Here is a 23,719-nt window from a genome sequence, read left to right as displayed (position 1 = left end):
TCAGAACGGCGTGTCGCCCTCGATCGTCGTGCGGTACAGCTTGCGGCGCAGATGGTCTGGCGTGCCGGCCGCGAGATGCATCAGCGAGCGGTTGTCCCAGAATACGAGGTCGTGGTCGCGCCAGTGATGGCGATACAGATGCTCGGCACGCACGCTGTGCGCGAACAGTTCGTCGAGCAGCGCGCGGCTTTCGTCGTCGGGCAAGTCGACGATGCGCGTCGTGAAATGCTCGCTGACGAACAGAGCCTTGCGGCCCGTCTCCGGATGCGTGCGCACGACGGGATGCACGACCGCGTCGACCTGCGCGATCTGCTCGGCCGACAGGTTCGGGCGCCACGGGCTGCGGGCCTGCAGCTCCGCATAGCGCGCGAGATACGTGTGCTCGGCGCGCCGCCCTTCGACCGCACGGCGCAGGTGCGCGGGCAGCGTATCCCATGCGAGATGCATGTTCGCGAATAGCGTGTCGCCGCCTTCGGCAGGCAGCTCCTGCGCATGCAGCAGCGAGCCAAGGCTCGGCTTTTCCTTGTACGACAGGTCGGAGTGCCAGAAATGGCCGGCGTCGCCGAGGCCGATCGGCTTGCCGTGCTCGACGATGTTCGACACGATCAGCACTTCCGGATGCGCGGCGAGCGCGAACTGGTGGAGCACGTGGATCTGCAGTGGGCCGAAGCGGCGGCTGAACGCGATGTGTTCGTCCGGCGTGATGCGCTGGTCGCGAAACACCAGCACGTGATGATCGAGATGCGCGCGGTGGATGCGCGCGAAACCGGCCGCGTCGAGCGGTTGCGACAGGTCGAGCCCGACGACTTCGGCGCCGAGCGGCGCATCGAACGGAACGATGTCGAAGCACTGCGCGCGCGCCTCGAGCGGCAACGCGGGTCGATGGCCGGCGGACGTCGATGCGGCGGCGCGGATGGCGGGAGTCGTCACGGTACAGCCCCTGATTCGATGAAAATTCGAATCTACGAGCGCGTGCCGGACTGCGTCAACGAAGCGATTCGGATACGTTTATCTGCTGCAGCGATAAAGATCGCTGCTCGGGCGGCGGGCGCGCAGGACGGGCCGTCCGCCACTCGCCGGCCGCCCATTACCCGCGACTCGGGCGCCGCCACCGCGCTAAGGCTGCCCCCCGCCGCCCGACGCGCCATAGATCTGTCCCGGCCCGTCACTCGCACGCGACGACGCCAGCTCGACGTAGATCGACGTGATCGATCTTCACGCGTCGTACCGGCGGGCGCGGCACGGTCGCAACCGGAACAGCACGTGATGGTTCATGTCACGCAAAGTCATACCGTATCGACCGGCGCGTCAGCGTCAGTCGGATGCGGATTGCCGGAACGACGCACCATGCGCGGTGTCCGGCAGGCGGTCGCGGCCGGTCAGCCGCGAGCGGAAGGTGCCGGCCGGCGCCGTCGTCCGGTACAGTCCGCGCTTTTTCAGTTCCGGCACGATCAGTTCGGCGAAATCGTCGAGCGAGCCGGGGCTGATCAGCGGATTGAGCATGTAGCCGCTGGTCGTCGACTGCCGCGCATGCTCGGCGATCTGGTCGGCGACTTCATCGGGCGAGCCGACGAGAATCAGGTCGGTGCCGCGCGTGACGCTCGCGAACTTGCGCCGCACGTCGCCGGCAGTAAGCGGCTTGCCGCTGCCATCGGGCCGCACGACGTAGGACGTGAGCCCTTCCGTCTGCGTCGTCAGCGGCTCGTCGTCCGCATAGCGGTCGATGTCGATCCCGGTGTCGCCCGCATAGCTGACGAGTTGCGCGTGCTGGTGATAGTGCTGCTGCAGCGTGTGGTATTTCTCCTTCGCGTCGCTCGACGAGCGCGCGGTCACGATGCGCAACACGGTCAACGACTTCACGTCGTCCGCCGCACGGCCGCGCTCCGTCGCGAGACGGCGAATCTCGTCGAGGCCGGCACGAATCTCGTGCGGATTCGACTTCGCGACGAACACCACCTCCGCGTGCTTCGCCGCGAATTCACGCCCGCGGCCCGACCAGCCAGCCTGGATCAGCACGGGCGAGCGCTGCGGCGACGGCGCGCAGACGTGCGGCCCCTGCACGCGATAGTGCGTGCCTTCGTGCGCAATCGGCCGCACGCGGTCGCCGCGCGCATAGCGCGGCGCGTGCTTGTCGGCGACGACCGCGTCGTCCGCCCAGCTCCCTTCCCACAACTTGTACACGACGTCGAGAAATTCCTCGGCGCGCGCGTAGCGTTCGTCATGGCCGATCATCCGGTCGAGCCCGAAGTTGCGCGCCGCACTCGTCAGGTAGGACGTCACGATGTTCCAGCCGATCCGGCCGTCGCTCAGATGATCGAGCGTGCTGAAGCGGCGCGCGAGCGCGAACGGATGCTCGTAGGTCGTGCTGGCGGTCACGCCGAACGCGAGGCGCTCAGTCTGCGCGACGAGCGCCGGAATCAGCATCATCGGATCGTTCGCGGGCGACTCGACCGCCCATCGCAGTGCCGCGTCGGCCGACCCGCCATAAACGTCGTACAAGCCGAGCACGTCGGCGAAGAAAAGCATGTCGAGGTCGGCCTGCTCGGCCGTGCGCGCGAGGTTCGACCAGAACGCGAGCGTGTTCGCGCGCAGTCGCTCATCGGCGGGATGGGTCCAGAGGCTGGGCGCACCGCCGCAGCCGACACTGGCTTGTTCATACAGGGAAAACAACAACGGGCGAGGATCGGACATCGTGGAATTCGTTACCAGGGCAGGAATCAGTTGGGTGCCGCCCACGCGCCCGACGCTGCGCCGCGGCGCCGGACACGCATGTGAGCGTCGGGCGCGCGCGTCAGATAGCGATTGACGCGTTTCTCGAGTCGGGCAGCGGGAATGGTCAGCAGCGCGACCAGCATCACATAGACGACAGCCGCGCCGACCAGCGGTTCGTACACGCGCAACGTCTCGAAGCGCAGCGTATTGGCCGTCCCCATCACGTCGAACACGGTAACGGTCGACGCGAGGACGGTCGATTTCAGCAGCAGGATCGCCTCGCCGGTGAGCGCGGGCAGTGCAATCCGCCATGCGCGCGGGCCGACGATCCGGCGCAGCACCTGCACGCGCGTCATCCCGTATGCGTGCCCGGCTTCGATCTCGCCGGCAGGCACGCCGGCGATCGCGCCGCGCAGGATCGTCGCGACGTACGCGCTCTCATTCACGCTCAACGCGACGATCGCGTACCAGAACGCGTCGCGCAGCAGCGGCGACGCCCAGCTGTCGCGCATCCATTCGCGCGGGACGATCTGCCCGAATCCGTAATACAGCAGATAGAGCTGGACGAGCAGCGGCGTGCCGCGAATCAGCATGAGCCAGCCGCGCGCGGACCAGCGCAGCGGCGCGCGGCGTGCACCGGCGGCGAGCGCGAGCGGCACGCCCAGCAGCAGGCTGGCCGCGCCCGACAGAAGCGTCAGCGCGAGCGTCGTCGGCACCGCGGCGAGCAGCTTCGGCATCACCGTGTCGAGCAGAAATGGCAGCGAGAAGATCATGCGGTTGCGCGCCTCGTGCCACGGTTCGCGTGGCGCTCGAGCGCCGCGAAGAGGCCCGTCGAGGCGATGCTCAGCAACAGGAACAGCGCGGCCGTGACGAGATAGAAGAATACGTAGTGGCGCGTCGCGCCGGCCGCGAGCTGGCTCGCCTTCAGCAGATCCGTGAACGAGCCGAGCACGCTGATGAACGACGCATCCTTGGTCGCGTTCAGCCACACGTTGCCCGTGCCCGGCAACGCGAGCCGCGCGGCGGCAGGAAGCCGGATGCGCGTGAACGTCTGCCACGGCGTCATCCCGTACGCGTGCGCGGCTTCGATCTGCCCGGTCGGCACGTTGACGAGCGCCGCGCGGAAGATGTCGGTCAGATACGCACCCTGGATGAAACCGAGCGACAGCGCCGCGACGAGGAACGGCGGGAACGCGAAGCCGTCGGGCACCAGGCCGCCGCGGTGCAGCGCGACCTCGACGGCAGGCGCGAGCGCATAGAACGCGAGCAGCAGGCACAGCAGCTCGGGCAGCGCGCGCACGAGCATCGTGTAGAGCCGCGCGAGCCATGCGAGCGGCGCGTGCCGCGACAGCTTGCCGAGCGCGCCGGCGATGCCGAGCAGCGCACCGGTGCAGAACGACGCTGCCGCGACGCCGAACGTCAGCGCGAATGCGCCGACGAACACGCGGCCATAGCCGCCGTCGCCGAATGCGAGCAGCGCGAGCAGCGCGAGCAGCGAATCGTCCGCGGCCATCGAGTCAGCGGCCCTTCTCGATCGTGCCCTTCAGGTTCGGATAGCGGGCGGTGATCGCATCCCACGTGCCGTCCTGCTGCAGTTGCGCGATCGCGGTCGACAGCTTGCCGCGCAGCGCATCGCCTTGACGCACGCCAGCACCGATGCCGAGGCCCAGCACCGGATTGTCCGCGCAGGTCGCCTTGACTTCGAAGTCCTTGCCGTCGCGCGACGCGAGGAATGCCGTGAACAGCCCCTTGCCTTCCTGCACGTAGTCGACCCGGCCGGACACCAGATCCGCGAGCGCGTTGTCGAACTTGTCGAAGGCCTTGATCTGCGCCTCCGGCTTGAAGCGGGAATCGAGGAACGCCGAGAAGTTCGTGCCGGCCTCGACGCCGATCACGCGGCCCTTGAAGCTCGCGGGCACCGCGCAGTCGACGTGGCGCCGGTCGCTTTTCGCACCGACGAACACCGTCGGCGACTCGTAATATGCACGGCTGAAATCGATCGCCTTCTGCCGTTCGCCCGTAATCGTCATCGACGACCAGATCACGTCGATCTTGCGGTTCTGCAACGCCGGAATCAGGCCGTCCCACGCAATGTCGGTGAGCTCGCAGCGCACGTTCAGTTTGCCGCACGCGGCATCGAGCAGGTCGATTTCCCAGCCCTTCCATTTGCCGCTCGCGTCCTTCGAAAAGAACGGCGGATACGACTCGGCGTCGATGCCGACGCGCAACGTCGGCTGGGCTGCGTGGGAAACCGGCGCAAGGCCGAGCACGAACAGCGCGGCCGCGGCACGGCGGATCCTGGAACGCATCAAACGATTCATGTGGCGAATTTCTGAAATAACGTCGGAACGACCGGCGTCGCAGCCGGCAGGAGGCGAGACTGTAATGCCTGCCGAAGCGTGTACCAAATGGTTATTTTTTCGATGGATATCTGGTTGCGCGATATGGCGGAACGGCGCCCCGTCGAATGTAAAGCACGGTGCATCGTTCGCGCGCTCGCCCACTCACGCCTGCGCGGTTTCGCGCTGCAACGCAGGCAACTCGAGATTCGCGCGGAAATCGCCGCCCACATAGTCGGTATCGATCAGATCACGACGGCGCGGCTCGGGCAGCAACCCGTTGAGCAGCAGGTCTTCCTGGTCCGGCTGGCCGAGCCCGTGCAGCGACAGCACGTCGACGACGTCCTGCGCGATAGCACGTTTCGATCGCATCGGCGAGCTGCTCCGGCGTGCCGGCGACGGACCAGTGGCCGGTCTCCTGCGCACGGATAATCAGCTCGCGCAGCGTCAGCCTCTGGCGTGCGTAGCCGACGAAGATCGCCACGCGTCCGCGCCGGCGGTGCGCGCTATCGATCGCCGTCAGCAGCGATTCCGGCAACGGCCGGTCGAGCGGCAGCTCGCGCAGGTCGACGCCACCGCCGAGCATGTCGGCGAGCTTCAGTCTGCCCTGCTCGTCGTCGATGCGCTCATGCTTGTCACGCAACCGTCGCGCGACGTCGGCATCGGATTCGCCGATCACCGAATGGAACGAGTTCATCACGAACGGCAGCCGGTCGCCGCGGCCGAATGCGACGGCCCGCCGAGATTGAACGCGGCGCCAAGCGCGGCGCGCTGCGGCGAGGCCGGCTCGGCACTGCCAAAATGGGAAAACCAAATCAGGACGGGAATTAGCAGGCGTCCGAACGAACCGTCCGATCGATTGACTGCCTAGGGCCGTCGCCGCGATCCACGACGGACGGCGCGCTTCAAGCGACAAATCGGGCTTCGACACCGCTTCGCACCACCAGGTCGAAGCGCTCCGGCCGAATATGAAACACGGTGGCTTCACATGTGCGGCCGTCGGGCAGACGAGATGTGCGCCGCAACACCAGGAGCGGCGCCTGCTTGCCGGCCTTTAGCCGGGCGGCAATATCGTCCGGCGCGGCCACGGCCGTCACCGACATGTCGGCGTCGGCAATACGCCAGCCGAGCAGTTGCTCCAGCAGCTCGTAAGTCGGCAGGCTGTCGGCCTGCGCATAAGCCGCGTCACTTGCTTCGGGCAGCAGGCAGGTCTGCGCGAGCGCGATGGGTTCCTCGTCGACCCAGTGCAGGCGTTCGAGATAGATGCAGCGCGTGACGTCGGCGGCGAATGCCTGGCGCAAGCCCGGCGGCACGTCGCACTCCTCCATCCGCAGCAATTCCATGCGTGCGCGTGCGCCCTGCCCGGCGATCGAATCGTAAAGCCCGCGCAGCACGTCGAGCCGATGCCGCAACCGCCGTTTCGCGGCGAACGTGCCCTTGCCCTGCTTGCGCTCGACAATGCGCGCGTCGGTCAGGCGATCGAGCGCGAGCCGGACCGTCACGCGGCTCACCTGAAAGCGCTCGCTCAGCTGCGCCTCGGACGGCAGCTTGCCGGTCGGTTCGTACACCCCTTGCTCGATCTCGTCGCGCAGCGTCGTCGCGATCTGCTCGTAAAGCGACGTTGCGTCGTCACGCACCAGCGTCATCGATTGTTCCTCTCCGTGCTCGGCTCGCGTTATGCGCGATTCCCGATATCGATATGAAAAGCAATTGGATCGTCCAACTTGTATTAATACGTATTATTACATCTCGACAGACGGTCGGGGCTGCCGTTTCAGGGCTCGACGCACGGGGAGCATAGCAGTGACTGAAAACGCAATCGGCACGCCGCCACTGGGCGGCGCGCAGACAAGCCTACCATCACGGGCGGAACCGGCGGCGGTTCCACACGCCGATCCGCACGCGGCAGGCCGATCGCGAAGCGTGCGGTGGCGTGCCGCGCTCGGCTTCGCCGCCGCGTGGCTCGCGTTCTTCGCGATCGCATGGTGGCTGCCCGCGCCCGCGCATCTGTCCGTCGAAGGCAAGGCGACACTCGCGGTCGTCGCGTGGATCGCGATCGTATGGATCACCGATGCGATTCCCGTCGGCGTGAGCGGCATCCTGCTGCCAATGCTGCTCGTGCTGTCGCATGCGAGCCCGTCGTTTCCGAAGGCGGCCAGCGGCTTCGCCGCGCCCGTCGTGTTCCTGTGCCTCGCCGCATTCCTGTTCTCCGCGATCATGCAGGCGTGCGGGCTCGACCGCCGCATCGCCCTGTTGCTGCTCGACCGCCTGAAGGTGCGAACCGCCAACGGCGTGATCTGGGCGATGTTCGCGGTGAACTGCGTGATGGCGCTCGTCGTGCCGGCCGCGAATGCACGGGCCGCCACACTGCTGCCCGTCACGAACGGGATCGTCCGGCTATTCGGCGAGTCGCCGCGCGAGCGGGCCGCGCGCAAGGCGATCGTGATCCAGACGCTCGTGTACGGCGCGATGATCAGCGGCATGTGCATCCTGACGGCCCACCTGCCGAACATGGTCGTGTCCGGCCTGCTCGAGAAGCAGCTCGCCATCAAGATCTCGTATCTGACGTGGCTGAAGCTGCAGTGGCCGTACCTCGGGATGTTCGCGATCACGCAGGCCTGGGTGCAGTTCTACTTCCGCTCGCGCGCCATCGCGATTCCCGGCGGCCCCGGCGCAATCGCCGCAATGCGCCGGGCGCAGCCGAGCGCCGCTCGCAACGAATGGGCCGTGCTCGTGCTGTTCGCGGCCGTCGCCGTGGCGTGGGCGACCGAGCCCCTGCATCATCTGCCGTCGGAAATCGTCGCGCTGATCGCGCTGGCGTTGCTGTTCGCGCCCGGTGTGCTGCGCTTCGGCTGGGCCGAGGTCGAGCAGCGCACGATCTGGGGCACGCTGTTCCTGCTGGCCGGCGCGCTGTCGCTGTCGTCGGCGATCAGTACGTCGGGGCTCGCGAACTGGGCCGCCGATCACATCTATGTCGCCGCGCGCGGTCGCGGCTGGTGGTTGGCGATCGCGATCGTGATGCTCGGCACGCATGTGATCCGCATCGGCATGCTGTCCAACGTCGCGGCCGTCACGATGATCGCGCCGATCGCGCTCGCACTGGCGCCGCGTCTCGGGCTGCATCCGGTCGCTTTCACGATGCTCGTCAGCGACACCGACAGCTTCGCTTACCTGCTGCCCACGCAGATTACCGCCGGCGTCATCGCGTACAGCAGCGGTGCATTCTCGACCGCCGACTACGCGAAGGTCGGCGTGGTGTCGGTGCTGATCGCGATCGTGTACGGCCTCTGCGTGATCGCGCCGTGGTACGCGTACATGGGCATCCCCGTCTGGGATCCGAGTGCGCCGTGGCCGTTCGCACATTGAAGTGCGCTGCCTTCCGTCGACATTTTTCAAATTCCCCATGAACGAAACCAACGCCCCCGTCGATACCGTTGATGCCCGCGCCGCTGCGCTGCGCGAACGCCTGGGTCCGCACGTCGCACCCGAAGGCCTGTATGAACGCCACAAACGCCTGCCGTTCGCCGGACGCGTGCGCTGCAACGTCGCACGGCTCGAAGCCGGCGAATGGAGCGAGATCGTGCTCGATTACGAAGTCGGCTCATCCGGCATCGCCGATGGCGGCTGGCTCAAGGCCACGTTCAAGTTCTATTCGGATTGGGCGCTGTTCCAGACGAGCGATCCGACCGCGGCCAACTACATCAGCGCCGAATACCATGCCGCCCCGCTCGCACCAGGCCAGAGTCCGGCCACCGTCCAGGCGCTGAATGTGCGCTTCGACCAGAAGGGGCATGAACGGCCATTCCAGAAAGCCGTGATCGTCGACATCGTCGACGGATACGTCAATGCGGGCGACCGGATCGTGATCCGTCTCGGCGATCGCCGTCGAGGCCCTGGCACGCGCGTGCAGACCTTCGCGGAGGACAACTTCCGGTTCCGGCTCTACGTCGATCCGCTCGGCACGTCGCGCTTCGTCGCGGTGCCGGGCGACGTATCGATCGACATTCGCGCCGGCGCGCCGTCCGACCTACTGCTGAGCGGCCCGCGCTTCGTGCATCCCGGCACGCGCGCACCGTTCAGGCTGTCGCTGCAGGACCGCTGGGGCAATGCGTGCCGCGATGTTGGCGGCATTGCGCGTGTCGTCGCTTGCGACGGACGCGGAGAGGCCGTCTATCGGCGCGAACATGTGCTGCCCGATGCCGGGTTTGCGAGCTGCGCGCTCGACGATCTGCCGGTCGACGCGGGCACGCTGCGGATCGTAGCCGACCTGCCCGCGCGGCCCGACGTGCGCATCGCGGAAGCATGGCTGACGGTCGACGCGTCGCTGCCCGCGCCGCGCGCGCTGTATGCGGACCTGCACGTCCATGCCCACGATACGGTCGGCACCAACAGTCCCGAGTACAACGCACGCTATGCGCGCGACATCGGAGGTATTGACGTGCTCGGCTACACGGCGAACGATTTCCAGATCACCGACGAGAACTGGCAACTTGGCGTCGACGCGGTCGAGCACTTCAACGAGCCGGGCCGATTCGTCGCCTATCCGGTGCAGGAATGGTGCGGCAGCTCGACCGCGGGCGGCGACCACAACGTTGTTTTCCTCGGCGACACGCGGCCGGATTTTCCATACAACGCGCGCGGCGAACACAATCGCACGCTCGTCTGGAACGAAGACATGAAGGGGAATGCGGTGGAACTCGGCCGTTGGCCCGTCGAGGAGCTGTGGGACGCGTATGCGGACGCTGCCGCCCAACACCTGGTGATGCCGCACGTGGGCGGCCGCCGCTACATCGCGGACTGGCACCATCCGGAACTCGAGCGGCTCGTCGAGATCGCATCGTCATGGGGGCATTTCGGCTGGCTGTACCAGGACGTGATCGCGCGCGGCTATCAGCTTGGCGTCGCGGCCAGCGGCGACGAACATCGCGGCCGGCCGGGCGGTGGCGCGCCCGGCGTGCAGGTGTTCGGCGTGCACGGCGGACTGACGGGCGTGCTCGCGCCCGTGCTCGATCGCAAGCACGTCGGCGAAGCGCTGCGCGCCCGCCGCACGTGGGCAACCACCGGCGAGCACAGTGCGCTGCTCGTGCGTTGCGGCGATCACTGGCAAGGCGATGCGTTTGCGCATCGCGGGCCGGCGCGGCTCGACTACCGGCTGCTCGGCCAGTCGGGCTGGGAATATGTGGCCGCGTACGATCACGAAGGGCTGCTGTGGGAACGCAACCTGCATGCGGAACTCGGCTACGCGGATCGCCTGATCCGCGTGCGCTGGGGCGGCGCCCGCATCCGGGACCGCTATCGCTGGGCCGCGTGGCGCGGCCGGATCCGCATCGTCAACGGTACGATCCATCGTTTCGGGTCGAACGGGTTCGAGCACGTGGAGGAGTCGGCATGGCGAACCGGCGCAACCGATGTCGAATTCCGTAGCGACACTTATGGCGACGCGGACAGCATCGAGCTCGACATCGGCAATCTCGCCGCCGCGACGATCGTGGTCGAAGGCACGATCGACAGCTTCGCGAAGGTCGGCGATCCGCTACAACGCAATCCATTCGTCCATGCGCCTGAATTCCGTTTCGAGATCAGCGGTGCGGAACTGCTCGCGCGTGGTACGGCGACGCATGCGCTTGGCGGCACGGAGCTGTTCGTCGCGATCGAGCGGCTGACCGACCAGCCACTGCCGGTCGATCTCTCCGGCAGCATCGAGGTGACGCCCGGCAATGCGGCGTTCGGCAACCGCCCTGTCTATTTCTTTGGGCGGCAGCGCAACGATAGCAAGGTGTGGTCGTCGGCGCAGTTCATCACGTTCGGCTAGCCTTTCTCACGTCCCGCGACTTCCCGAGTCCGGTCTTGACGGATATTCCTGCGATTCATGCAGTGAAAACCAACGGGACATGCCGCGCCGTCCGATTCGTCGCTCAAGCGGAACCGCATGTCAAACCTGGTTCGGAGGGGACGCGGATCCCGCGCCCCCTTCCGCCGAAGACTTCGATGCGCTCGAACCGGCTTCCCGGAAATCAGGTTCGCTCCGGGAGACTGTGCGGCACCACCCGGTACCTAGATTTTTGCGGTGAACGTCAGTCCAACAGTCCGAGGATCGCCGTACAGCACGGGATACGCTCCATACGACGGCAGCAGCTCGAGTTTCTTGTAGACCTTGTTGGTCAGGTTCGTCACGTAGCCCGTCACGATGTACTTCTGGTTCGGCGTCGTATAGGACACGTGCGCGTTCAGCACCGTGTAGCCACCCTGCCAGAGCTGCGGCATCGTCTGCCGCGTCGCGCTGAAGTACTCGCGGCTGCGGTAATTCACGTCGCCGCCGGCCGTCAGCGTGCCGACCGATACCGGCACGCGATAGTCGAAGCCCGCGTTGATCGTCGTATGCGGCGAACGCGCGAACGAATTGCCGACGGCGGTCGGTACATAGCGGAACTCCGTGTAGCGCGTGTTCAGCATCCCGAGGTTCGCGAACAGGTACAGACTGTTGACCGGCTGCGCCTTCAGCTCCAGCTCGAAGCCGTCCGCGCGCCCCTGGCCCGCATTCGACAGCGTCGACACCGGCGGGCCGCCGAACGGGTTCGGCGCCAGCGCGAACACCTGGATGTCGCGATAGTCGTAGTGGAACACGCTCGCGTTGACGATCAGCCGCTTGTCGAACCACTCGCTCTTGATGCCGACTTCGTAGTCGGTCAGGTACTCCGGCGACACGGTCGACACCGTGCTCTGCGTATACGCGTTGCCGTTGTAGCCGCCCGAACGGAAGCCGCGCGCATAGCGGAAATATGCGCGCACGTTGCTGCTGAGCGCATATTCGGGCGTGAGGTCCCAGGTCGGCGCCCGCCACGTGTTCGTCTGGTTCTGCCGCGCGCTGACCGCCAGCGGCGACGACACCGACGACGGATCCCACCAGCTGCCCGGATTGCTGAACGTCACGTTGCCGGCGTTCTGAATCCCGGTCAGGTTGATGTTCTTGCGCTCGATCGTATAACGCAGACCGCCCGTCACGTTGAAGCGGTCGGTGAACCGGTACTTCACGCTGCCGAAGATCGCCGCGCTTTGGGTGTGCTGCGTGAGTTCGGTCAAGTGGTAGAACGCGGGCGACGGCGCGCCCGGCAGGCCGCCGCCGGCACCCTGCTCGGCCAGTTGCTCGGTGAACAGGTGCGTACCGACGAGCCAGCTGAGCCGGTCGTTCTGCGGCGATTCGAGCCGGAATTCCTGCGAGAACTGGCGGCTCGACAAGCGATCGTGCGAGCGCGCGGCATCGAACGCCGAATAGTCCTCGTCGTCCTGGTACCAGCGGTGCAGCCCTTCGAACGCGGTGATCGACGTCAGCGTCACCGCCGGGTTGATGCGCCAGTGCGCGGTGAGCGACGTGCCCCAGGTCGAGATGTGATCGTTCGACGGCGCATTGAGCGATACCGTGTACGGATCGCTCGACCCGACGAAGCCGAACTGGTTCGCGCCGCCCGGCCCCGCGCCCTGCGCGTGCCACGCATTGCCGCCGCCCGTGTAGTTGCGGCCGTGGATGTTGAACAGGAAGTCCGTGTCCGAGGTCGGCACGGCCAGCACCTGGAAGCGCACCGCATTGTCGTGGAAGCCGCCGAAGCGCCCTTGCTGCACGGTGTTCGTGTAGAAGCTGTCGGCGTTCTCGTGATACACCGACACGCGCGCGGCCAGCACGTCGTTCTTGCCGATCGGCCCGCCGATCGCGGCTTCCGCGAGCCGGCTGTTGTACTGGCCGATTCCGATCTTGCCGTAACCGCTCACGTCGAAGGTCGGCTTCTGCGACGTGATGCTGAGCGCACCGCCGACGGTATTCTTGCCCCACAGCGTGCCCTGCGGGCCGCGCAGCACTTCGACGCGATCGAGGTCGAAAAGCGGGAAGCCCTGCCCGAACACACTGTTGATGTAGACGTCGTCGAAATACACGCCGATCGGGCTCAGCGACAAGTCCGACGGATCGTTGCTGCCGACGCCGCGCAGGAACCAGCGCGGCCGCTCGCGGCCTTCGGTCGACTGGCCGGTGAAGTTCGGCACGTATTTCGTGACGTCGTTCACCACGCGCAACTCGTTGTTCCTGATCGTGTCGCCGCTCAGCGCGCTCACCGCGACCGGTACGTCCTGGATGCTCTCCTTGCGCCGGCGCGCGGTCACCGTCACCGTGCCGAGATTCGTTTCGCGTGCGGCCGCGCGGCGGGTCGCGCGGGCTGCCGTCGGTGCCGCCGCGGCTGCATCGTCCGCGCCCTGTTGCGCCGGCTTCGCGTCCGGTGCCGCCGCCACCGCGCCATCTTCCGCCCATGCGGGCAACGATACGGCCCCGCCCGTCAGCAGTCCCCCCAGCGCGGTGACAATTAGTTTTTTCCTGAACATCGATGAGTCATCCTGTTTGATCGGTTGAACGCACGTGCGTGCACGACGCACGGGTGACCTATTGCAATTCGGATGCCAGCATCGAGAGGCCCGTCGGACGGGGCTTCCGGCATGGGTGTGGTGCAGATGTTGCTGCATGCGCATCTGTGACGGGAAGCAAACTGCTTGTCACGCAACACCGCGCGGATTCCGCAACACCCGATCCGATGGTCGTCAGTACAGCTATTCAGTCACCGGATGCGATGCCTCGCACCGCCCCGTTGCGACGCGCAACGCGAACGCAACCAGCACGACGACGGGCAGCCAGCACAGAAACATGCCCGGCAACCCGACGAGCGGCACGAGCGCGCTACCGGCCAGCGGGCCGCAGAACGCGCCCGTCATCGACGCGAGGTTGTAGAGGCTCGACACCTGGCTCTTGTCGGCCGGGTGACTGCCGAGACGCTGCATGTTGACGAGATGCAGCAGCGACGACCCGGCGCACAGCGCGGCGAGTCCCGCACCGACGATCCATGCGTCATGCGCAAGACCCAGCGCGAGCAACCCGGCCACGCCACCGGCAAGACTGAGCGCGTGGCAACGGCGCGCCGTCATCCGCTGCGCGACATGCCCGAGCCCGAACAGCGCGATCACCGCGACAACGCCCTGCAGCGTCAGCAGCGCGACGGCTTTCGTCTGCGACAGCCCGAGCGACTGGATCGCCAGCACCACCGTATACGCGCCGGCGAGCGAACGTGTCGCGCTGTTTACGGCTTCCAGCATGAGCTGCTCGCGCACGTCGTGACTCCATGCGAGCGCCAGCAATACGCGCAGGCCACCGGGTTCAGGTTGCTCACCGCGTGCCGCAGGCTCCGCGCCACAGAGCAGCGTCCGGCTGAACAGCGCCATGCCCGCGAAGCTCGCCGATGCCGCGCAGAACGTCGCGACCGCGCCATGCGCGCCGATCAGCCAGCTCGCGAGCCACGGCCCGACCATGCCGGTACCGACCGACATCGCCGCGCGGTACCAACCGGCGCGCGCGAGTCCGATCTGCGCGAGACGCGCGAGGAACACGCCGCTGATCGACACGATCCGGAACGGGATGCACAGCCCGATCAACACTTGCGTGAGCGCGATCAGCGGCCATGCGCCGGTAAACGGCACGACGAGATTGAGCAGCATCGGGCCCATGCTCGCGACGAAGTACACGCGCCGCGCGCCGTAGCGCGCGACGAGCAGCCCGGCCGGCAGCGTCATCAACGCGATGCCGAGCGGCTCCATCGCCGCGATGATGCCGAGCCGCGCGCTGTCGACGCCGAGCGCGAGCGCGTACAGCGTCGTCGCGAGCTGCGCCATGCTGATCGTCGTGCCGCTCGCGAGCGCCAGCAGCATGAAGCCGCCGGTGAAACGCTCGCGCCGCCATGCGTCGGCGACGCGTGCCGGCGGGCTCACCGCGCAGCGTCGCGAGACAGCGTCGCGATGCCGTCGAGCGCGCGCCGGTCGACCCACGCATGCACGTCGAAGTCGGCCGGCAGAAATCGCCATTCCACGAGGAAGCGCTTGAAATCGTCGAGCGCGGCAATAGATGCGTCGTCGAGATCCGTGCGCAGCCGCCGATGCACGTCCGCGCCGTACGCGAGCCGCAGCCAGTCATGGCCCGATCCCGTCTCGCGGCCGAGATAGCCGAGCACTTCCTGCTCGTGCTCGCGCGCCCAGCCCTCGACATCGGTCACGCGCGCGAGGAAGCGGCTGACGATGTCGGGATGGCGTTCGAGCGTCGACGCATTGACGGTCAGCGGCCGCGGCGACCCGTTGTTGATGCGGATCTGCGGATCGGGATGAAAGCCGATGTCGACGACCGGCTGCGCGCCGATCAGGTGCGCGGTTTCGAGCCCGAGCGAACCCTTCACGTAGATCGCGTCGACCTCGCCGCGCACGAGCGCAGCCGCTTCGGCCGCATAGAGCCGGCGGCTCGACAGGCTCGCGGGATGGCTGAATGCCGCGTCGCGCGTCGCCGGTATCGACACCGGTGCGCGCAGGGTCGACGCGGGCACGTCGATCCATTCGACGTCGGCGGGGCCGAGCCCGTCGAGCGACAGCGCGCTGACGAAGCCGCGCAGCGCGGCCGCACGGAAGATGTCGATGCGCTCGCCGTCGCGGCGCGGCAGGCCGATACGGCGCCCGCGCAGGTCCTTCGGCCGCTTCAGGCCGCTTTCCGGCAGCGCGACGATCGCCTGCGCCTCGTCGACCCAGGTCAGGGCGACCACGCGCGTATCGGCGCCGGCCGCGCGCGCCCACAGCGCGGGAATGCTGCCGCCCTGCCGGAATGCATTGTCGAGTGAATGATCGATGTGCGCGTGATGCAGCGCCGCGTGCTGGCTCTCCTGCAGCGCGCGCACGGTGATGCCGTCGCCGGCGAATTCGCTGTCGAGCCAGCCAAGATGCGCGGCGATGCCGAGCGGCGTCGGCACCGGACAGCGTGTGTACCAGATCGACTGGACGTTACGGGAAGCCGTGATGCTCATGGATGCGTTCGTCAAGGGAGTCGTGAACCGCGCGTCAGCCGCGCGGCGCGGTGAGCACCGACAGCCGCGTGATGCCCGCATGCTCGATCGCGGCCATCAGCTTCGCGACCGTGCCGTACGGCACATGTTCGTCGGCCTGCAGGTCGAGCGCGACATCGGGCCGGCCGGCCTTCAGCGCAGCCAGCTCGGCCGGCACCGCAGCCAGTGCGACCGCACGCTTGTCGAGATACACGACGCCCTTGTCGTCGACGCTCACGGTCACGTTCGGCTTGCGATCGGCCGGCGCCGTGGCGACGGTGTTCGGCAGATTCACGTGCACCGCGTTGTTGAGCAGCGGGGCCGTGACGATGAACGCGACGAGCAGCACGAGCATCACGTCGACGAGCGGCGTGATGTTGATTTCGCTGAGCACGTCGTCGTTGTCGGAGGAAGAAGAGAAAGCCATTACGCGAACGCCTCCTGACGGGTGTCGTCGGCACGACGTGCCGGTGCGGGCGCGGCGGCTGCGGCCGGCACGCGGAAGCCAGCTTTCTGCGCGAGCGTGACGAAATCGGTGGCGAACGCATCGAGATCGGCCGACGCGGCCTTCACGCGACGCACGAAGAAGTTGTACGCGAGCACGGCCGGCACGGCGACCGCGATGCCGATCCCGGTCGCGACGAGCGCCTCGCCGATTGGCCCGGCCACGACGTCGATGCTCGCCGACGCGCTGTGCGTGATCGCGGTCAGCGCGTGGATGATGCCGAACACGGTGCCGAACAGGCCGACGAACGGCGCGGTACTGCCGATCGACGCGAGCACCGCCAGCCCCGCCTCCTCGCGCCGGCGCGCGTTGTGGATCTGCTGCCGGAGATGACGTTCGAGCAGGTCGTGGCGGCTCCAGCTGTGTTCGAGGTCGTGAGCGCTGCTCTCGTCGGCGCGCCGCAGCGCGTCGAAGCCCGTCGCGGCGAGTTCGCCCACCGGGCTGTTCGCGCCGTCGAGCGCGGCGGCCTCGTGAAAGCTGTTGGCCGCCCAGAACGCGCTGACGTAACGCCGGTTGCGCGCGCTCGCCCGCAGGCTCTGGATCGCCTTCACGACGATCAGCGTCCACGTGACGACGGAGAAGAGGACGAGCAGCCAGAGCGCGCCCTGGACGATGAAGGTGGTCGGGATACCATTCATGATGTGAGTTCCTTGAAGAATGTGGCGGGCCACCCGGCGGGTCAGCCCAGCTTGAAATCGATCGGCACGTTGACCCAGCCGTCGACTGCTTCGTCGCCGCGCTTCGCGGGCACGAACGTCCAGCGCTTCACCGCGGCCACCGCCGCGTTGTCGAGCATGCGGCGGCCGCTGCTCGTGCGGACCTCGACGGAATCCGGCGTGCCGTTCGCGAGCACGCGCACGCGCAGCACGACGCGCCCTTCCCAGCCCTGGTCCTGCGCGAACGCCGGATAGTCGGGCGCCGGGTTGCGCAGGTAGGCCGCGTCGCCGATCGGTGCGGTTTCACGCACGGGTGCGGCTTGCGCGGCCGGTGCGGCTGGCGCCGCGATGGCCGGTGTCGCCGTCGCGGGGGCCGCCTCGCGCGTTGTTTGCGGCGCGGCGGTCAGTGCAGGCGCCGCATGCGCGACGGCCGCACGCGGCTTCGGCGGGGTCGGCGCCTGCTTCAGCGGCTTCGGCGGCACCACCGGTGGCGGCTGATGCACGGCCTGCGGCAACGGTTCGGGCGGCCGCGTCAGTTCGACCGTCATCGGCAGCGGCCGCGGCGGCTGCACCGGCGGCGCGGCAGGTGCGCGCGCGGCCAGCAGCGCGACACCCGCATGCAGTGCCGTGACGGCGAGCGCAATCCCACCCGTGACGCGCCACGCGCCCGGCTTCGCCGCTCGCGCATCCGGCCGTGCCGAAGGCGAAGCGGACGGCGGATGCACCACCTCCGCCTCCCTGCCCGTACCCGCGCGCGGCGCAGTACGCGCCGCGTGTCGGCGTGCCGGCGGCAAGCCGTATTCGATCGTCAGACCTGTCATGCTCGACTCCTTGCAATGACGCGCCGCGGCGCGCTACGCGACCCACGCATGCCGTTGCCGATCGATGCGCGTGAACGGCGCCGGGTCGATCCAGGCGCGCGCATCGAAATCCTGTTCGAGAAAGCCCCACTCGACCAGGAAGTCCTTGAACGCGACCAGCCCGTCGATGGACGTCTGCGCGAGCCCCGTCTCCAGATGGCGGTGCACATCGGCACCGTACGCATAGCGCACCCACTCGTCGGATGCGCGCGTCTCGCGGCCGATATAGGCGACCGTCTCCGCCGGATGGCGCGCGGCCCAGTCGCCCGCCCCCACCACCACCGACAGGAAGCGGCTCACGAGATCGGGACGCGCGTCGATCAGCGCACGATCGACGGTCAGCGTGCGCGGCGTGCCGTTGCCGATCCGCACGAGCGGATCGGGGTGCGCGCCGAGATCGATGACGACCTGCGCGTCGATCAGATGCACGGTTTCGAGCCCTTCGACACCTTTCACGAACACCGCGTCGACCTCGCCGCGCACGAGCGCCGCGACCTCGAGCCCGTACTCGTGCGGGCCGCGCGTGAACGAAGCGGGCCCGGTGCGACGTTCGCGTTCGTCCGGCAGGTCGACCCATTCGGCGTCGCCGTGCCCGAGTCCTTCCAGTTCGAGCGCACTCAGAAAGCCTTTCAGCGCGGCCGCCCGCCAGAAGTCGATGCTGATCGGATGGCGCGGCAGCCCGAGCCGCCGGCCGCGCAGATCGCGCACAGAGCGGATGCCGCGATCGGGCAGCGTGACGATCGCCTGGAATTCGTTGGTCCACGACAGGCCGATTACGCGCGTATCGGCGCCGCGTGCCCGCGCCCACAGCGCGGGAATGTTGCCGCCCTGCCGGAACGAGTGCGGCAGGCTGTGATCGAAATGCGATTCGCGCTTGCCGGCGTCGGCCGTCTCCTGCAGCGAATGCAGCGCGATACCGTCAGGCCCGAACTCTTCGTCGAACCAGCCGCGGTGCACGGCGATGCCGAGCGCGGTCGGCACCGGGCAGCGCGTGTACCAGAGTGCGTCGCAGGCCGTGACCTGCGCAGCGAGTGTCGTCATGGTGAATATCCTTGTCGATGTCGTTGGATGGCGCGGGAATGCCGTCGCGTTCATGCGCCGGCCACGCGCAGCGCCGCCTGCGTACCGCGCGCGTTCAGCGCGCCGTCGACGAGCGGCAGCACTTCCTCGCCCACGCGGTACGCCTCCTCGAGATGCGGGTTGCTCGCGAGAATGAACGTCGAGACGCCGATGTCGACGTATTCCGCGAGCCGCTCGGCCACCTGCTCGTGGCTGCCGACGATCACGCAACCGGGGCCGCCGCGGATCTGCGACATCCCGGCCCAAAGGTTCGGGCCGACGATCAGGTCGTCGAAATGCTGCGTGTTGCCCTGGTGCAGCGCGAACTGGCGTTTCGCGCCGACCGACTCCGACGATTCGCCGCGCCCGCCGAAGCCGTTGCGGGTCACGTCGCCCACCGTCGCGAACATCTGCCGCAACTCGGCCCACGCCTGCGCCTCGGTCTCGCGCGCCAGGATGTCGATGCGCATGCCGAAGCGCAGGTCACGCTCGGCGTTCTGCCGATCGAGCGCGCGACGCGCCGCATCGATCACCTCCTTCTGTTTTGCGAGCGGCTCGCCCCAGCTCAGATGCACGTCGCCGTGCTTCGCGGCGACCGCGAGCGCAGCGTCGCTCGCGCCGGCCAGGTAGATGCGCGGCGGCTTCTGGCCGCTCAGCGGCGGCAGCAGGCCACCGGCTTCGACGCGGTAGAAGCGGCCGTCGAACGTGAACGGCTCGCCGGCCGCGACGCCCTTCACGACATCGAGGAATTCGTCGGTGCGCGCATAGCGGCTGTCGTGATCGATGAAGTCGCCGTATGCACGCTGGTCGGGGCCGCCGCCGCCCGTGACGACATTCCACTCGACGCGGCCGCGGCTGATCCGCTGCAGGCTCGCGGCCATCTGCGCCGCGTAGACCGGATGCACGAAATGCGGCTGCAGCGCGATCAGGAGCCGCAGCCGGCGCGTCTCGCGCGCCAGCGCGGCCGCCACGACCCATGGCTCCTCGGTGAAGCGAAAGATTGGAATCAGTGCGCCGTGGAAGCCGGCGATATCGGCCGCGCGCGCGACCTGCGACAGATAGTCGATGTAGCCGAAATCGTCATCGTCGACTTTGGGCGCGACACGCGATGCGCGCTGGCGGTTCCATTCGCCGCGCGTATGCAGGTCGTGTGCGCGCCGGCCGTCGCCATGCATCGGCAGGCGCCACAGAAATTCAACAGCCATCGGAGTTCTCCTGGTCGGGCCATTCGGATTGCGTGCGGCATCGGCGTGCCGCGCGAGTGCTGCGCTGTAAAGCACGCGGTGTGCCAACGCGCGCTCGACGGCGCGTGCGTGGCCGCCGGCGAACCTGCGCAGTGCCTTGCACACCGGGCATCTGCGGCAATCGGATCGCACCCGCTCGCGATTGCCCAGGCCGTCACGACGCGCACGTATCGCACTGCTGCACCGACCACACCGCTGCTGCGCGCGCAACAGTGGCCGACGCGACTGTTGCTGACGCAACAGACCATGCATCGGCGCAAGCACCGCGCCTCCCGCGCGATGCCCGCGTCGCGTGCGGCCGCGTCGCTTCCGTTCACTGGCCCGGAACTTGCAACGTTGATCGGCCCGCGCGTGCGACACCGACACCGTGCGCAACCGCGCTTCAACCATGCTCAAGCAGAGAGGGAATCTCACCCATGACAGACAGGCCCGATTCGTCATCGGACAAGCAGCAGACGTTCTGGTACGCCCGATCGCCCGTGCCGACCCCGCTCGGCATCGCCGTGCATCTCGGCTGGCTCAACGGCGAGACGTCGGCCGACGGCGTCGCGATCCGCTCGCCGCGCGGCGCCACACGGCACGACGTGTCGTCGATCAGCGATCAAACGCTCGCGCAGTCGTTTCGCCAGGGCGGCAGCATCCCCGCGATGTGGGCACGCTCGAACGGCGCGAATACGCGCGTGATCGGGCTGTCGTGGGTCGACGAATCGCAGTTGATCCTCGCGCGGCCCGAGTCGGGCATCCGCTCCGTGAAGGCGTTGCGCGGGCGCCGCATCGCGATCCCGAGCCGCCCCGACGACCGCATCGACATCTTTCGTGCGTCGGCACTGCGCGGCTTCGTCAATGCGCTGAGCCTCGACGGGCTGGCCATACGCGACGTCGAACTCGTCGACGTGCGCGCCCGCACGCTGCAGGCCGTCGGACCGGCACACGCGGCGGACCTGTTCGCGTCACCGCACGGCTTTTCGAGCCGCGCGCTGTACGCGGCCGAAGCCGGCGCGCTGCTGCGCGGCGAGGTCGACGCGATCTACGTGAAGGGCTCGACCGGCCTCGAGATCGCACAGCTGATCGGCGCGCACGTCGTGATCGACATCGGCTTTCATCCGGAGCGCGCGATCCGCAACAACAACGGCACACCCCGCCCGCTGACCGTCAACGCGGACGTGCTCGCGAATCATCCGGACATCGTCGCCGGTTTCCTGAAGCTCGTGGTCGCAGCCGGCGACTGGGCCGGCACGCATCCCGACGAGACCGCGCATTACGTGGCCGGCGAAACCGCGTCGTCGATCGACTGGGTCCGCGCCGCGTACGGCAACCAGCTGCACCGGCATCTCGGGGTCAACCTCGACGACGAATCAGTCGCCGCGCTCGACGACTTCAAGACCTTTCTGCACGACCACGGCTTTCTGGAAGCCGACTTCGACGTCGCCGACTGGATCGACCCGCGCCCCCTCGCCGACGTGCTGCGGCCATCGCTGCAGAAGCGTGCGTGAGTCCCCATTTCCGCCTACCGTTCCGGACCATCATGAAACACACGCTCTCTCTCGCGTCGCTGCGCCGCCCGCTGCGCGCATTGTTCGCCGCGCTGCCGTTCGCCGCGGCATCGCTCGCCGCACCGGCCGCGCATGCGGACGATGCGCCCAAGGTCGTGCGGATCGCCGTCGTCGCCTATTCGAGCGGCGGCAAGACGCAATACGCGGGTGCGTCGGCACTGATCGACGCCGACAAGTCGCTCGAGAAGGCGCTCGCCGCGCGGCACGTGAAGCTGCAATGGGTGCCTGTATCGACCGCGGCGGTCGGCACGCTCGTGAACGAGGCATTCACGAACGGCAGCATCGATTTCGCCGGCTACGGCGACCTGCCGTCGGTCGTCGTCAACGCATCGGGCACCCGCACGCGCCTGATCGTCCCGGGCGGTGTCGGCAGCAACACGTATCTCGTCGTGCCGGCCGGCTCGACCGCGAAGTCGATCGTCGATCTGAAAGGCAAGCGCATCGCGCTCAATCGCGGCCGGCCGTGGGAAGTCACGTTCAGCAAGCTGCTCGCCCAGAACGGGCTGAAGCTGTCCGACTTCAAGATCTACAACCTCGACCCGCAGGCCGGTGCGGCAGCCGTCGCGGCCGGCCGCGTCGATGGCTTCTTCACGCTGTCCGACGCGTATTCGCTCGTCGACAAGAACGTCGGCAAGATCATCTGGTCGACCAAGACCGCGCCCGACGACTGGAAGATGCGCGCGGAACTGTGGGCGTCCGACGATTTCGTGCGGCGCTACCCCGACGTCACGCAGCTCGTCGCGACGGCCTACGTGCGCGCCGCTCACTGGATCTCGCAGCCGCAGAACCGCGACGCGTACGTGAAGATCCTGAGCGCGTCCGGCCAGCCGGAAAGCGTCGTGCGCCGCGAATACGCGGATGAGGCGACACCCTGGAAGGAGCAATGGACGCCGCTCTTCACGCCCGCGCTGACCGGCCACTACCGCGACGTCGTCGCGTACAGCCGCCAGGCCGGCCTGACGTCCACGCCGGTCGACGTCAACACGCTGCTCGCGCCGACGTTCGTGTCGACCGCGCTCAAGCAGCTCGGGCTCGACGGCTACTGGCGCACCGACGCGGCGCGCGTCGCGAGCCGCTGATGCCGACGCATGCCCTCGCGTCGAACGGCGCACGCGCGCTCCGCCTGCCCGGACTCGCTCGGCTCGGCGGAATCGCGCTGTGGTGGGCCACGCCCGTCGCGTTCGTCGCGCTATGGTGGCTCGCGAGCGCGCAGCGCTGGTTCCCGCCGCAGCTCGTCGTGCCGCCGGATCGGCTCGCGGCAACGCTGCGCACGCTGCTCGACACCGGCGAACTGCGCGACAACCTGCTGATCACGCTGCATCGCCTCGCGCTCGGCTTTGCGATCGGTGCGACCAGCGGTGCCGCGTTCGGCATCCTGCTTGCGCGCAGCCGGCTGTTCGCCGATTACCTGCGGCCGACGTTCGACCTGCTGCGGCAGGTGCCGACGCTCACGCTGATTCCGCTGCTGATCCTGCTGATCGGCGTCGACGAACCGCTGAAGCTCGTCGTCGTCGCCAAGGCCGTATTTTTTCCGGTCGCGCTGGCCGCGTACACGGGCGTGCACGACGCGCCGCGCGATCTCGTCGAGATGGCGCGCCACTACGGGCTTGGCCGCTTCGCCCTGCTGCGCGACGTGCTGCTGCCGGCCGCGTTTCCGCCCCTGCTGACTGGCGTGCGGATCGCGCTCGCGCGCGCCTGGCTCGCGCTCGTCGCGGTCGAGCTGCTCAGCGCCGACAGTGGGATCGGCCAGATGATGGAACTGGCGCGGCAGATGCTGCGCCTCGACGTCGTGCTGATCGACGTCGCGGTGATCGGGCTGATCGGCTTCGCGATCGACCGGTCGATCGCGCTCGTGCAACGCTATGCATTGCGCTGGCAGACGCCCGCGCGCTGAACGAACAG

Annotated in this window: 21 protein-coding genes and 1 pseudogene; 6 read left to right on the top strand and 16 right to left on the bottom strand. The window is 68.0% G+C overall.

Features of this window, described 5'->3' with window-relative positions; genetic code table 11:
- The 7 genes and pseudogenes from DIE08_RS05155 to DIE08_RS36030 form a co-directional block, all read right to left on the bottom strand.
- A complete protein-coding gene (locus DIE08_RS05155; RefSeq protein WP_124901187.1) occupies positions 1-930 on the bottom strand; it encodes a TauD/TfdA family dioxygenase in 930 nt (309 codons plus the stop codon).
- 186 nt (positions 931-1,116) lie between these two features.
- A pseudogene (locus DIE08_RS36525) lies at positions 1,117-1,209 on the bottom strand (short-chain dehydrogenase); the annotation flags it as partial.
- A gap of 105 nt (positions 1,210-1,314) precedes the next feature.
- Entirely contained in the window at positions 1,315-2,691 is a 1,377-nt protein-coding gene (locus DIE08_RS05150) for an LLM class flavin-dependent oxidoreductase (RefSeq protein WP_124901186.1), read from the bottom strand.
- A 26-nt stretch (positions 2,692-2,717) separates the two neighbouring features.
- The gene (locus DIE08_RS05145; protein ID WP_124901185.1) at positions 2,718-3,485 is read right to left on the bottom strand and encodes an ABC transporter permease subunit; all 768 of its coding nucleotides are present in this window, start codon (positions 3,483-3,485) and stop codon (positions 2,718-2,720) included.
- Positions 3,482-4,225, bottom strand: coding sequence for an ABC transporter permease (locus DIE08_RS05140; RefSeq protein WP_124901184.1), 744 nt, complete (start codon positions 4,223-4,225; stop codon positions 3,482-3,484). Before DIE08_RS05140 ends, DIE08_RS05145 begins: the two co-directional genes overlap by 4 nt.
- Positions 4,226-4,229: 4 nt before the next feature.
- On the bottom strand, positions 4,230-5,033 hold the full coding sequence (locus DIE08_RS05135; protein WP_124901183.1) for a transporter substrate-binding domain-containing protein: 804 nt from the start codon (positions 5,031-5,033) through the stop codon (positions 4,230-4,232).
- Positions 5,034-5,216: 183 nt separating this feature from the next.
- The gene (locus DIE08_RS36030; RefSeq protein WP_260436456.1) at positions 5,217-5,423 is read right to left on the bottom strand and encodes a hypothetical protein; all 207 of its coding nucleotides are present in this window, start codon (positions 5,421-5,423) and stop codon (positions 5,217-5,219) included.
- 34 nt (positions 5,424-5,457) lie between these two features.
- Between DIE08_RS36030 and DIE08_RS36025 the strand changes: the two genes are divergently transcribed.
- A complete protein-coding gene (locus DIE08_RS36025; protein WP_260436455.1) occupies positions 5,458-5,922 on the top strand; it encodes a hypothetical protein in 465 nt (154 codons plus the stop codon).
- A 34-nt stretch (positions 5,923-5,956) separates the two neighbouring features.
- On the opposite strand, the gene DIE08_RS05120 is transcribed toward DIE08_RS36025, so the two are convergent.
- Positions 5,957-6,697: a GntR family transcriptional regulator gene (locus tag DIE08_RS05120; protein WP_124901182.1), complete on the bottom strand. Its 741-nt coding sequence runs from the start codon at positions 6,695-6,697 to the stop codon at positions 5,957-5,959.
- A 277-nt stretch (positions 6,698-6,974) separates the two neighbouring features.
- Here DIE08_RS05120 and DIE08_RS05115 point away from each other — a divergent pair, with 277 nt between their 5' ends.
- Positions 6,975-8,417 (top strand): anion permease, encoded by a 1,443-nt coding sequence (locus DIE08_RS05115; RefSeq protein ID WP_260436454.1) that lies wholly within the window; start codon positions 6,975-6,977, stop codon positions 8,415-8,417.
- 37 nt (positions 8,418-8,454) lie between these two features.
- A complete protein-coding gene (locus tag DIE08_RS05110; RefSeq protein WP_124901181.1) occupies positions 8,455-10,863 on the top strand; it encodes a hypothetical protein in 2,409 nt (802 codons plus the stop codon).
- Positions 10,864-11,105: 242 nt separating this feature from the next.
- On the opposite strand, the gene DIE08_RS05105 is transcribed toward DIE08_RS05110, so the two are convergent.
- The 8 genes from DIE08_RS05105 to DIE08_RS05070 form a co-directional block, all read right to left on the bottom strand.
- Entirely contained in the window at positions 11,106-13,418 is a 2,313-nt protein-coding gene (locus tag DIE08_RS05105) for a TonB-dependent receptor (protein WP_124901180.1), read from the bottom strand.
- Between the two features lie 222 nt (positions 13,419-13,640).
- Positions 13,641-14,849 (bottom strand): MFS transporter, encoded by a 1,209-nt coding sequence (locus tag DIE08_RS05100; RefSeq protein WP_124901179.1) that lies wholly within the window; start codon positions 14,847-14,849, stop codon positions 13,641-13,643.
- Positions 14,846-15,922 (bottom strand): ABC transporter substrate-binding protein, encoded by a 1,077-nt coding sequence (locus DIE08_RS05095; protein WP_124901178.1) that lies wholly within the window; start codon positions 15,920-15,922, stop codon positions 14,846-14,848. The genes DIE08_RS05100 and DIE08_RS05095 overlap by 4 nt, the downstream gene beginning before the upstream one ends.
- A 34-nt stretch (positions 15,923-15,956) precedes the next feature.
- The gene (locus tag DIE08_RS05090) at positions 15,957-16,367 is read right to left on the bottom strand and encodes a biopolymer transporter ExbD (protein ID WP_009694203.1); all 411 of its coding nucleotides are present in this window, start codon (positions 16,365-16,367) and stop codon (positions 15,957-15,959) included.
- The gene (locus DIE08_RS05085) at positions 16,367-17,083 is read right to left on the bottom strand and encodes a MotA/TolQ/ExbB proton channel family protein (RefSeq protein WP_124901177.1); all 717 of its coding nucleotides are present in this window, start codon (positions 17,081-17,083) and stop codon (positions 16,367-16,369) included. Before DIE08_RS05085 ends, DIE08_RS05090 begins: the two co-directional genes overlap by 1 nt.
- Positions 17,084-17,124: 41 nt before the next feature.
- On the bottom strand, positions 17,125-17,922 hold the full coding sequence (locus DIE08_RS05080) for an energy transducer TonB (protein WP_124901176.1): 798 nt from the start codon (positions 17,920-17,922) through the stop codon (positions 17,125-17,127).
- Positions 17,923-17,955: 33 nt separating this feature from the next.
- Complete coding sequence (locus DIE08_RS05075) at positions 17,956-19,002, bottom strand: ABC transporter substrate-binding protein (protein ID WP_124621975.1); 1,047 nt, start codon at positions 19,000-19,002, stop codon at positions 17,956-17,958.
- 50 nt (positions 19,003-19,052) lie between these two features.
- Complete coding sequence (locus DIE08_RS05070) at positions 19,053-20,225, bottom strand: LLM class flavin-dependent oxidoreductase (RefSeq protein WP_124621977.1); 1,173 nt, start codon at positions 20,223-20,225, stop codon at positions 19,053-19,055.
- A gap of 455 nt (positions 20,226-20,680) precedes the next feature.
- Between DIE08_RS05070 and DIE08_RS05065 the strand changes: the two genes are divergently transcribed.
- The 3 genes from DIE08_RS05065 to DIE08_RS05055 are packed head-to-tail and all read left to right on the top strand — an operon-like array spanning position 20,681 to position 23,711.
- Positions 20,681-21,757, top strand: coding sequence for an ABC transporter substrate-binding protein (locus DIE08_RS05065; protein ID WP_124621979.1), 1,077 nt, complete (start codon positions 20,681-20,683; stop codon positions 21,755-21,757).
- A 32-nt stretch (positions 21,758-21,789) separates the two neighbouring features.
- A complete protein-coding gene (locus DIE08_RS05060) occupies positions 21,790-22,896 on the top strand; it encodes a PhnD/SsuA/transferrin family substrate-binding protein (RefSeq protein WP_124621981.1) in 1,107 nt (368 codons plus the stop codon).
- The gene (locus DIE08_RS05055; RefSeq protein WP_124901175.1) at positions 22,896-23,711 is read left to right on the top strand and encodes an ABC transporter permease; all 816 of its coding nucleotides are present in this window, start codon (positions 22,896-22,898) and stop codon (positions 23,709-23,711) included. Before DIE08_RS05060 ends, DIE08_RS05055 begins: the two co-directional genes overlap by 1 nt.
- Positions 23,712-23,719 lie beyond the last annotated feature (8 nt).

Source organism: Burkholderia sp. Bp9004 (genome assembly GCF_003858025.1).
Taxonomy (GTDB): domain Bacteria; phylum Pseudomonadota; class Gammaproteobacteria; order Burkholderiales; family Burkholderiaceae; genus Burkholderia; species Burkholderia diffusa.
Note: the sequence above shows the minus strand (reverse complement) of the source record. Positions and strands in the feature narration are given on the sequence as shown.

Bases quoted from the DNA above. Each gene is read 5' to 3' on its own strand.
- DIE08_RS05150 (WP_124901186.1), bottom strand. From the start codon at position 2,691: ATGTCCGATCCTCGCCCGTTGTTGTTTTCCCTGTATGAACAAGCCAGT.
- DIE08_RS05145 (WP_124901185.1), bottom strand. From the start codon at position 3,485: ATGATCTTCTCGCTGCCATTTCTGCTCGACACGGTGATGCCGAAGCTG.
- DIE08_RS05140 (WP_124901184.1), bottom strand. From the start codon at position 4,225: ATGGCCGCGGACGATTCGCTGCTCGCGCTGCTCGCGCTGCTCGCATTC.
- DIE08_RS05135 (WP_124901183.1), bottom strand. From the start codon at position 5,033: ATGAATCGTTTGATGCGTTCCAGGATCCGCCGTGCCGCGGCCGCGCTG.
- DIE08_RS36030 (WP_260436456.1), bottom strand. From the start codon at position 5,423: ATGCGATCGAAACGTGCTATCGCGCAGGACGTCGTCGACGTGCTGTCG.
- DIE08_RS05120 (WP_124901182.1), bottom strand. From the start codon at position 6,697: ATGACGCTGGTGCGTGACGACGCAACGTCGCTTTACGAGCAGATCGCG.
- DIE08_RS05110 (WP_124901181.1), top strand. From the start codon at position 8,455: ATGAACGAAACCAACGCCCCCGTCGATACCGTTGATGCCCGCGCCGCT.
- DIE08_RS05105 (WP_124901180.1), bottom strand. From the start codon at position 13,418: ATGTTCAGGAAAAAACTAATTGTCACCGCGCTGGGGGGACTGCTGACG.
- DIE08_RS05095 (WP_124901178.1), bottom strand. From the start codon at position 15,922: ATGAGCATCACGGCTTCCCGTAACGTCCAGTCGATCTGGTACACACGC.
- DIE08_RS05090 (WP_009694203.1), bottom strand. From the start codon at position 16,367: ATGGCTTTCTCTTCTTCCTCCGACAACGACGACGTGCTCAGCGAAATC.
- DIE08_RS05085 (WP_124901177.1), bottom strand. From the start codon at position 17,083: ATGAATGGTATCCCGACCACCTTCATCGTCCAGGGCGCGCTCTGGCTG.
- DIE08_RS05080 (WP_124901176.1), bottom strand. From the start codon at position 17,922: ATGACAGGTCTGACGATCGAATACGGCTTGCCGCCGGCACGCCGACAC.
- DIE08_RS05075 (WP_124621975.1), bottom strand. From the start codon at position 19,002: ATGACGACACTCGCTGCGCAGGTCACGGCCTGCGACGCACTCTGGTAC.
- DIE08_RS05070 (WP_124621977.1), bottom strand. From the start codon at position 20,225: ATGGCTGTTGAATTTCTGTGGCGCCTGCCGATGCATGGCGACGGCCGG.
- DIE08_RS05065 (WP_124621979.1), top strand. From the start codon at position 20,681: ATGACAGACAGGCCCGATTCGTCATCGGACAAGCAGCAGACGTTCTGG.
- DIE08_RS05060 (WP_124621981.1), top strand. From the start codon at position 21,790: ATGAAACACACGCTCTCTCTCGCGTCGCTGCGCCGCCCGCTGCGCGCA.
- DIE08_RS05055 (WP_124901175.1), top strand. From the start codon at position 22,896: ATGCCGACGCATGCCCTCGCGTCGAACGGCGCACGCGCGCTCCGCCTG.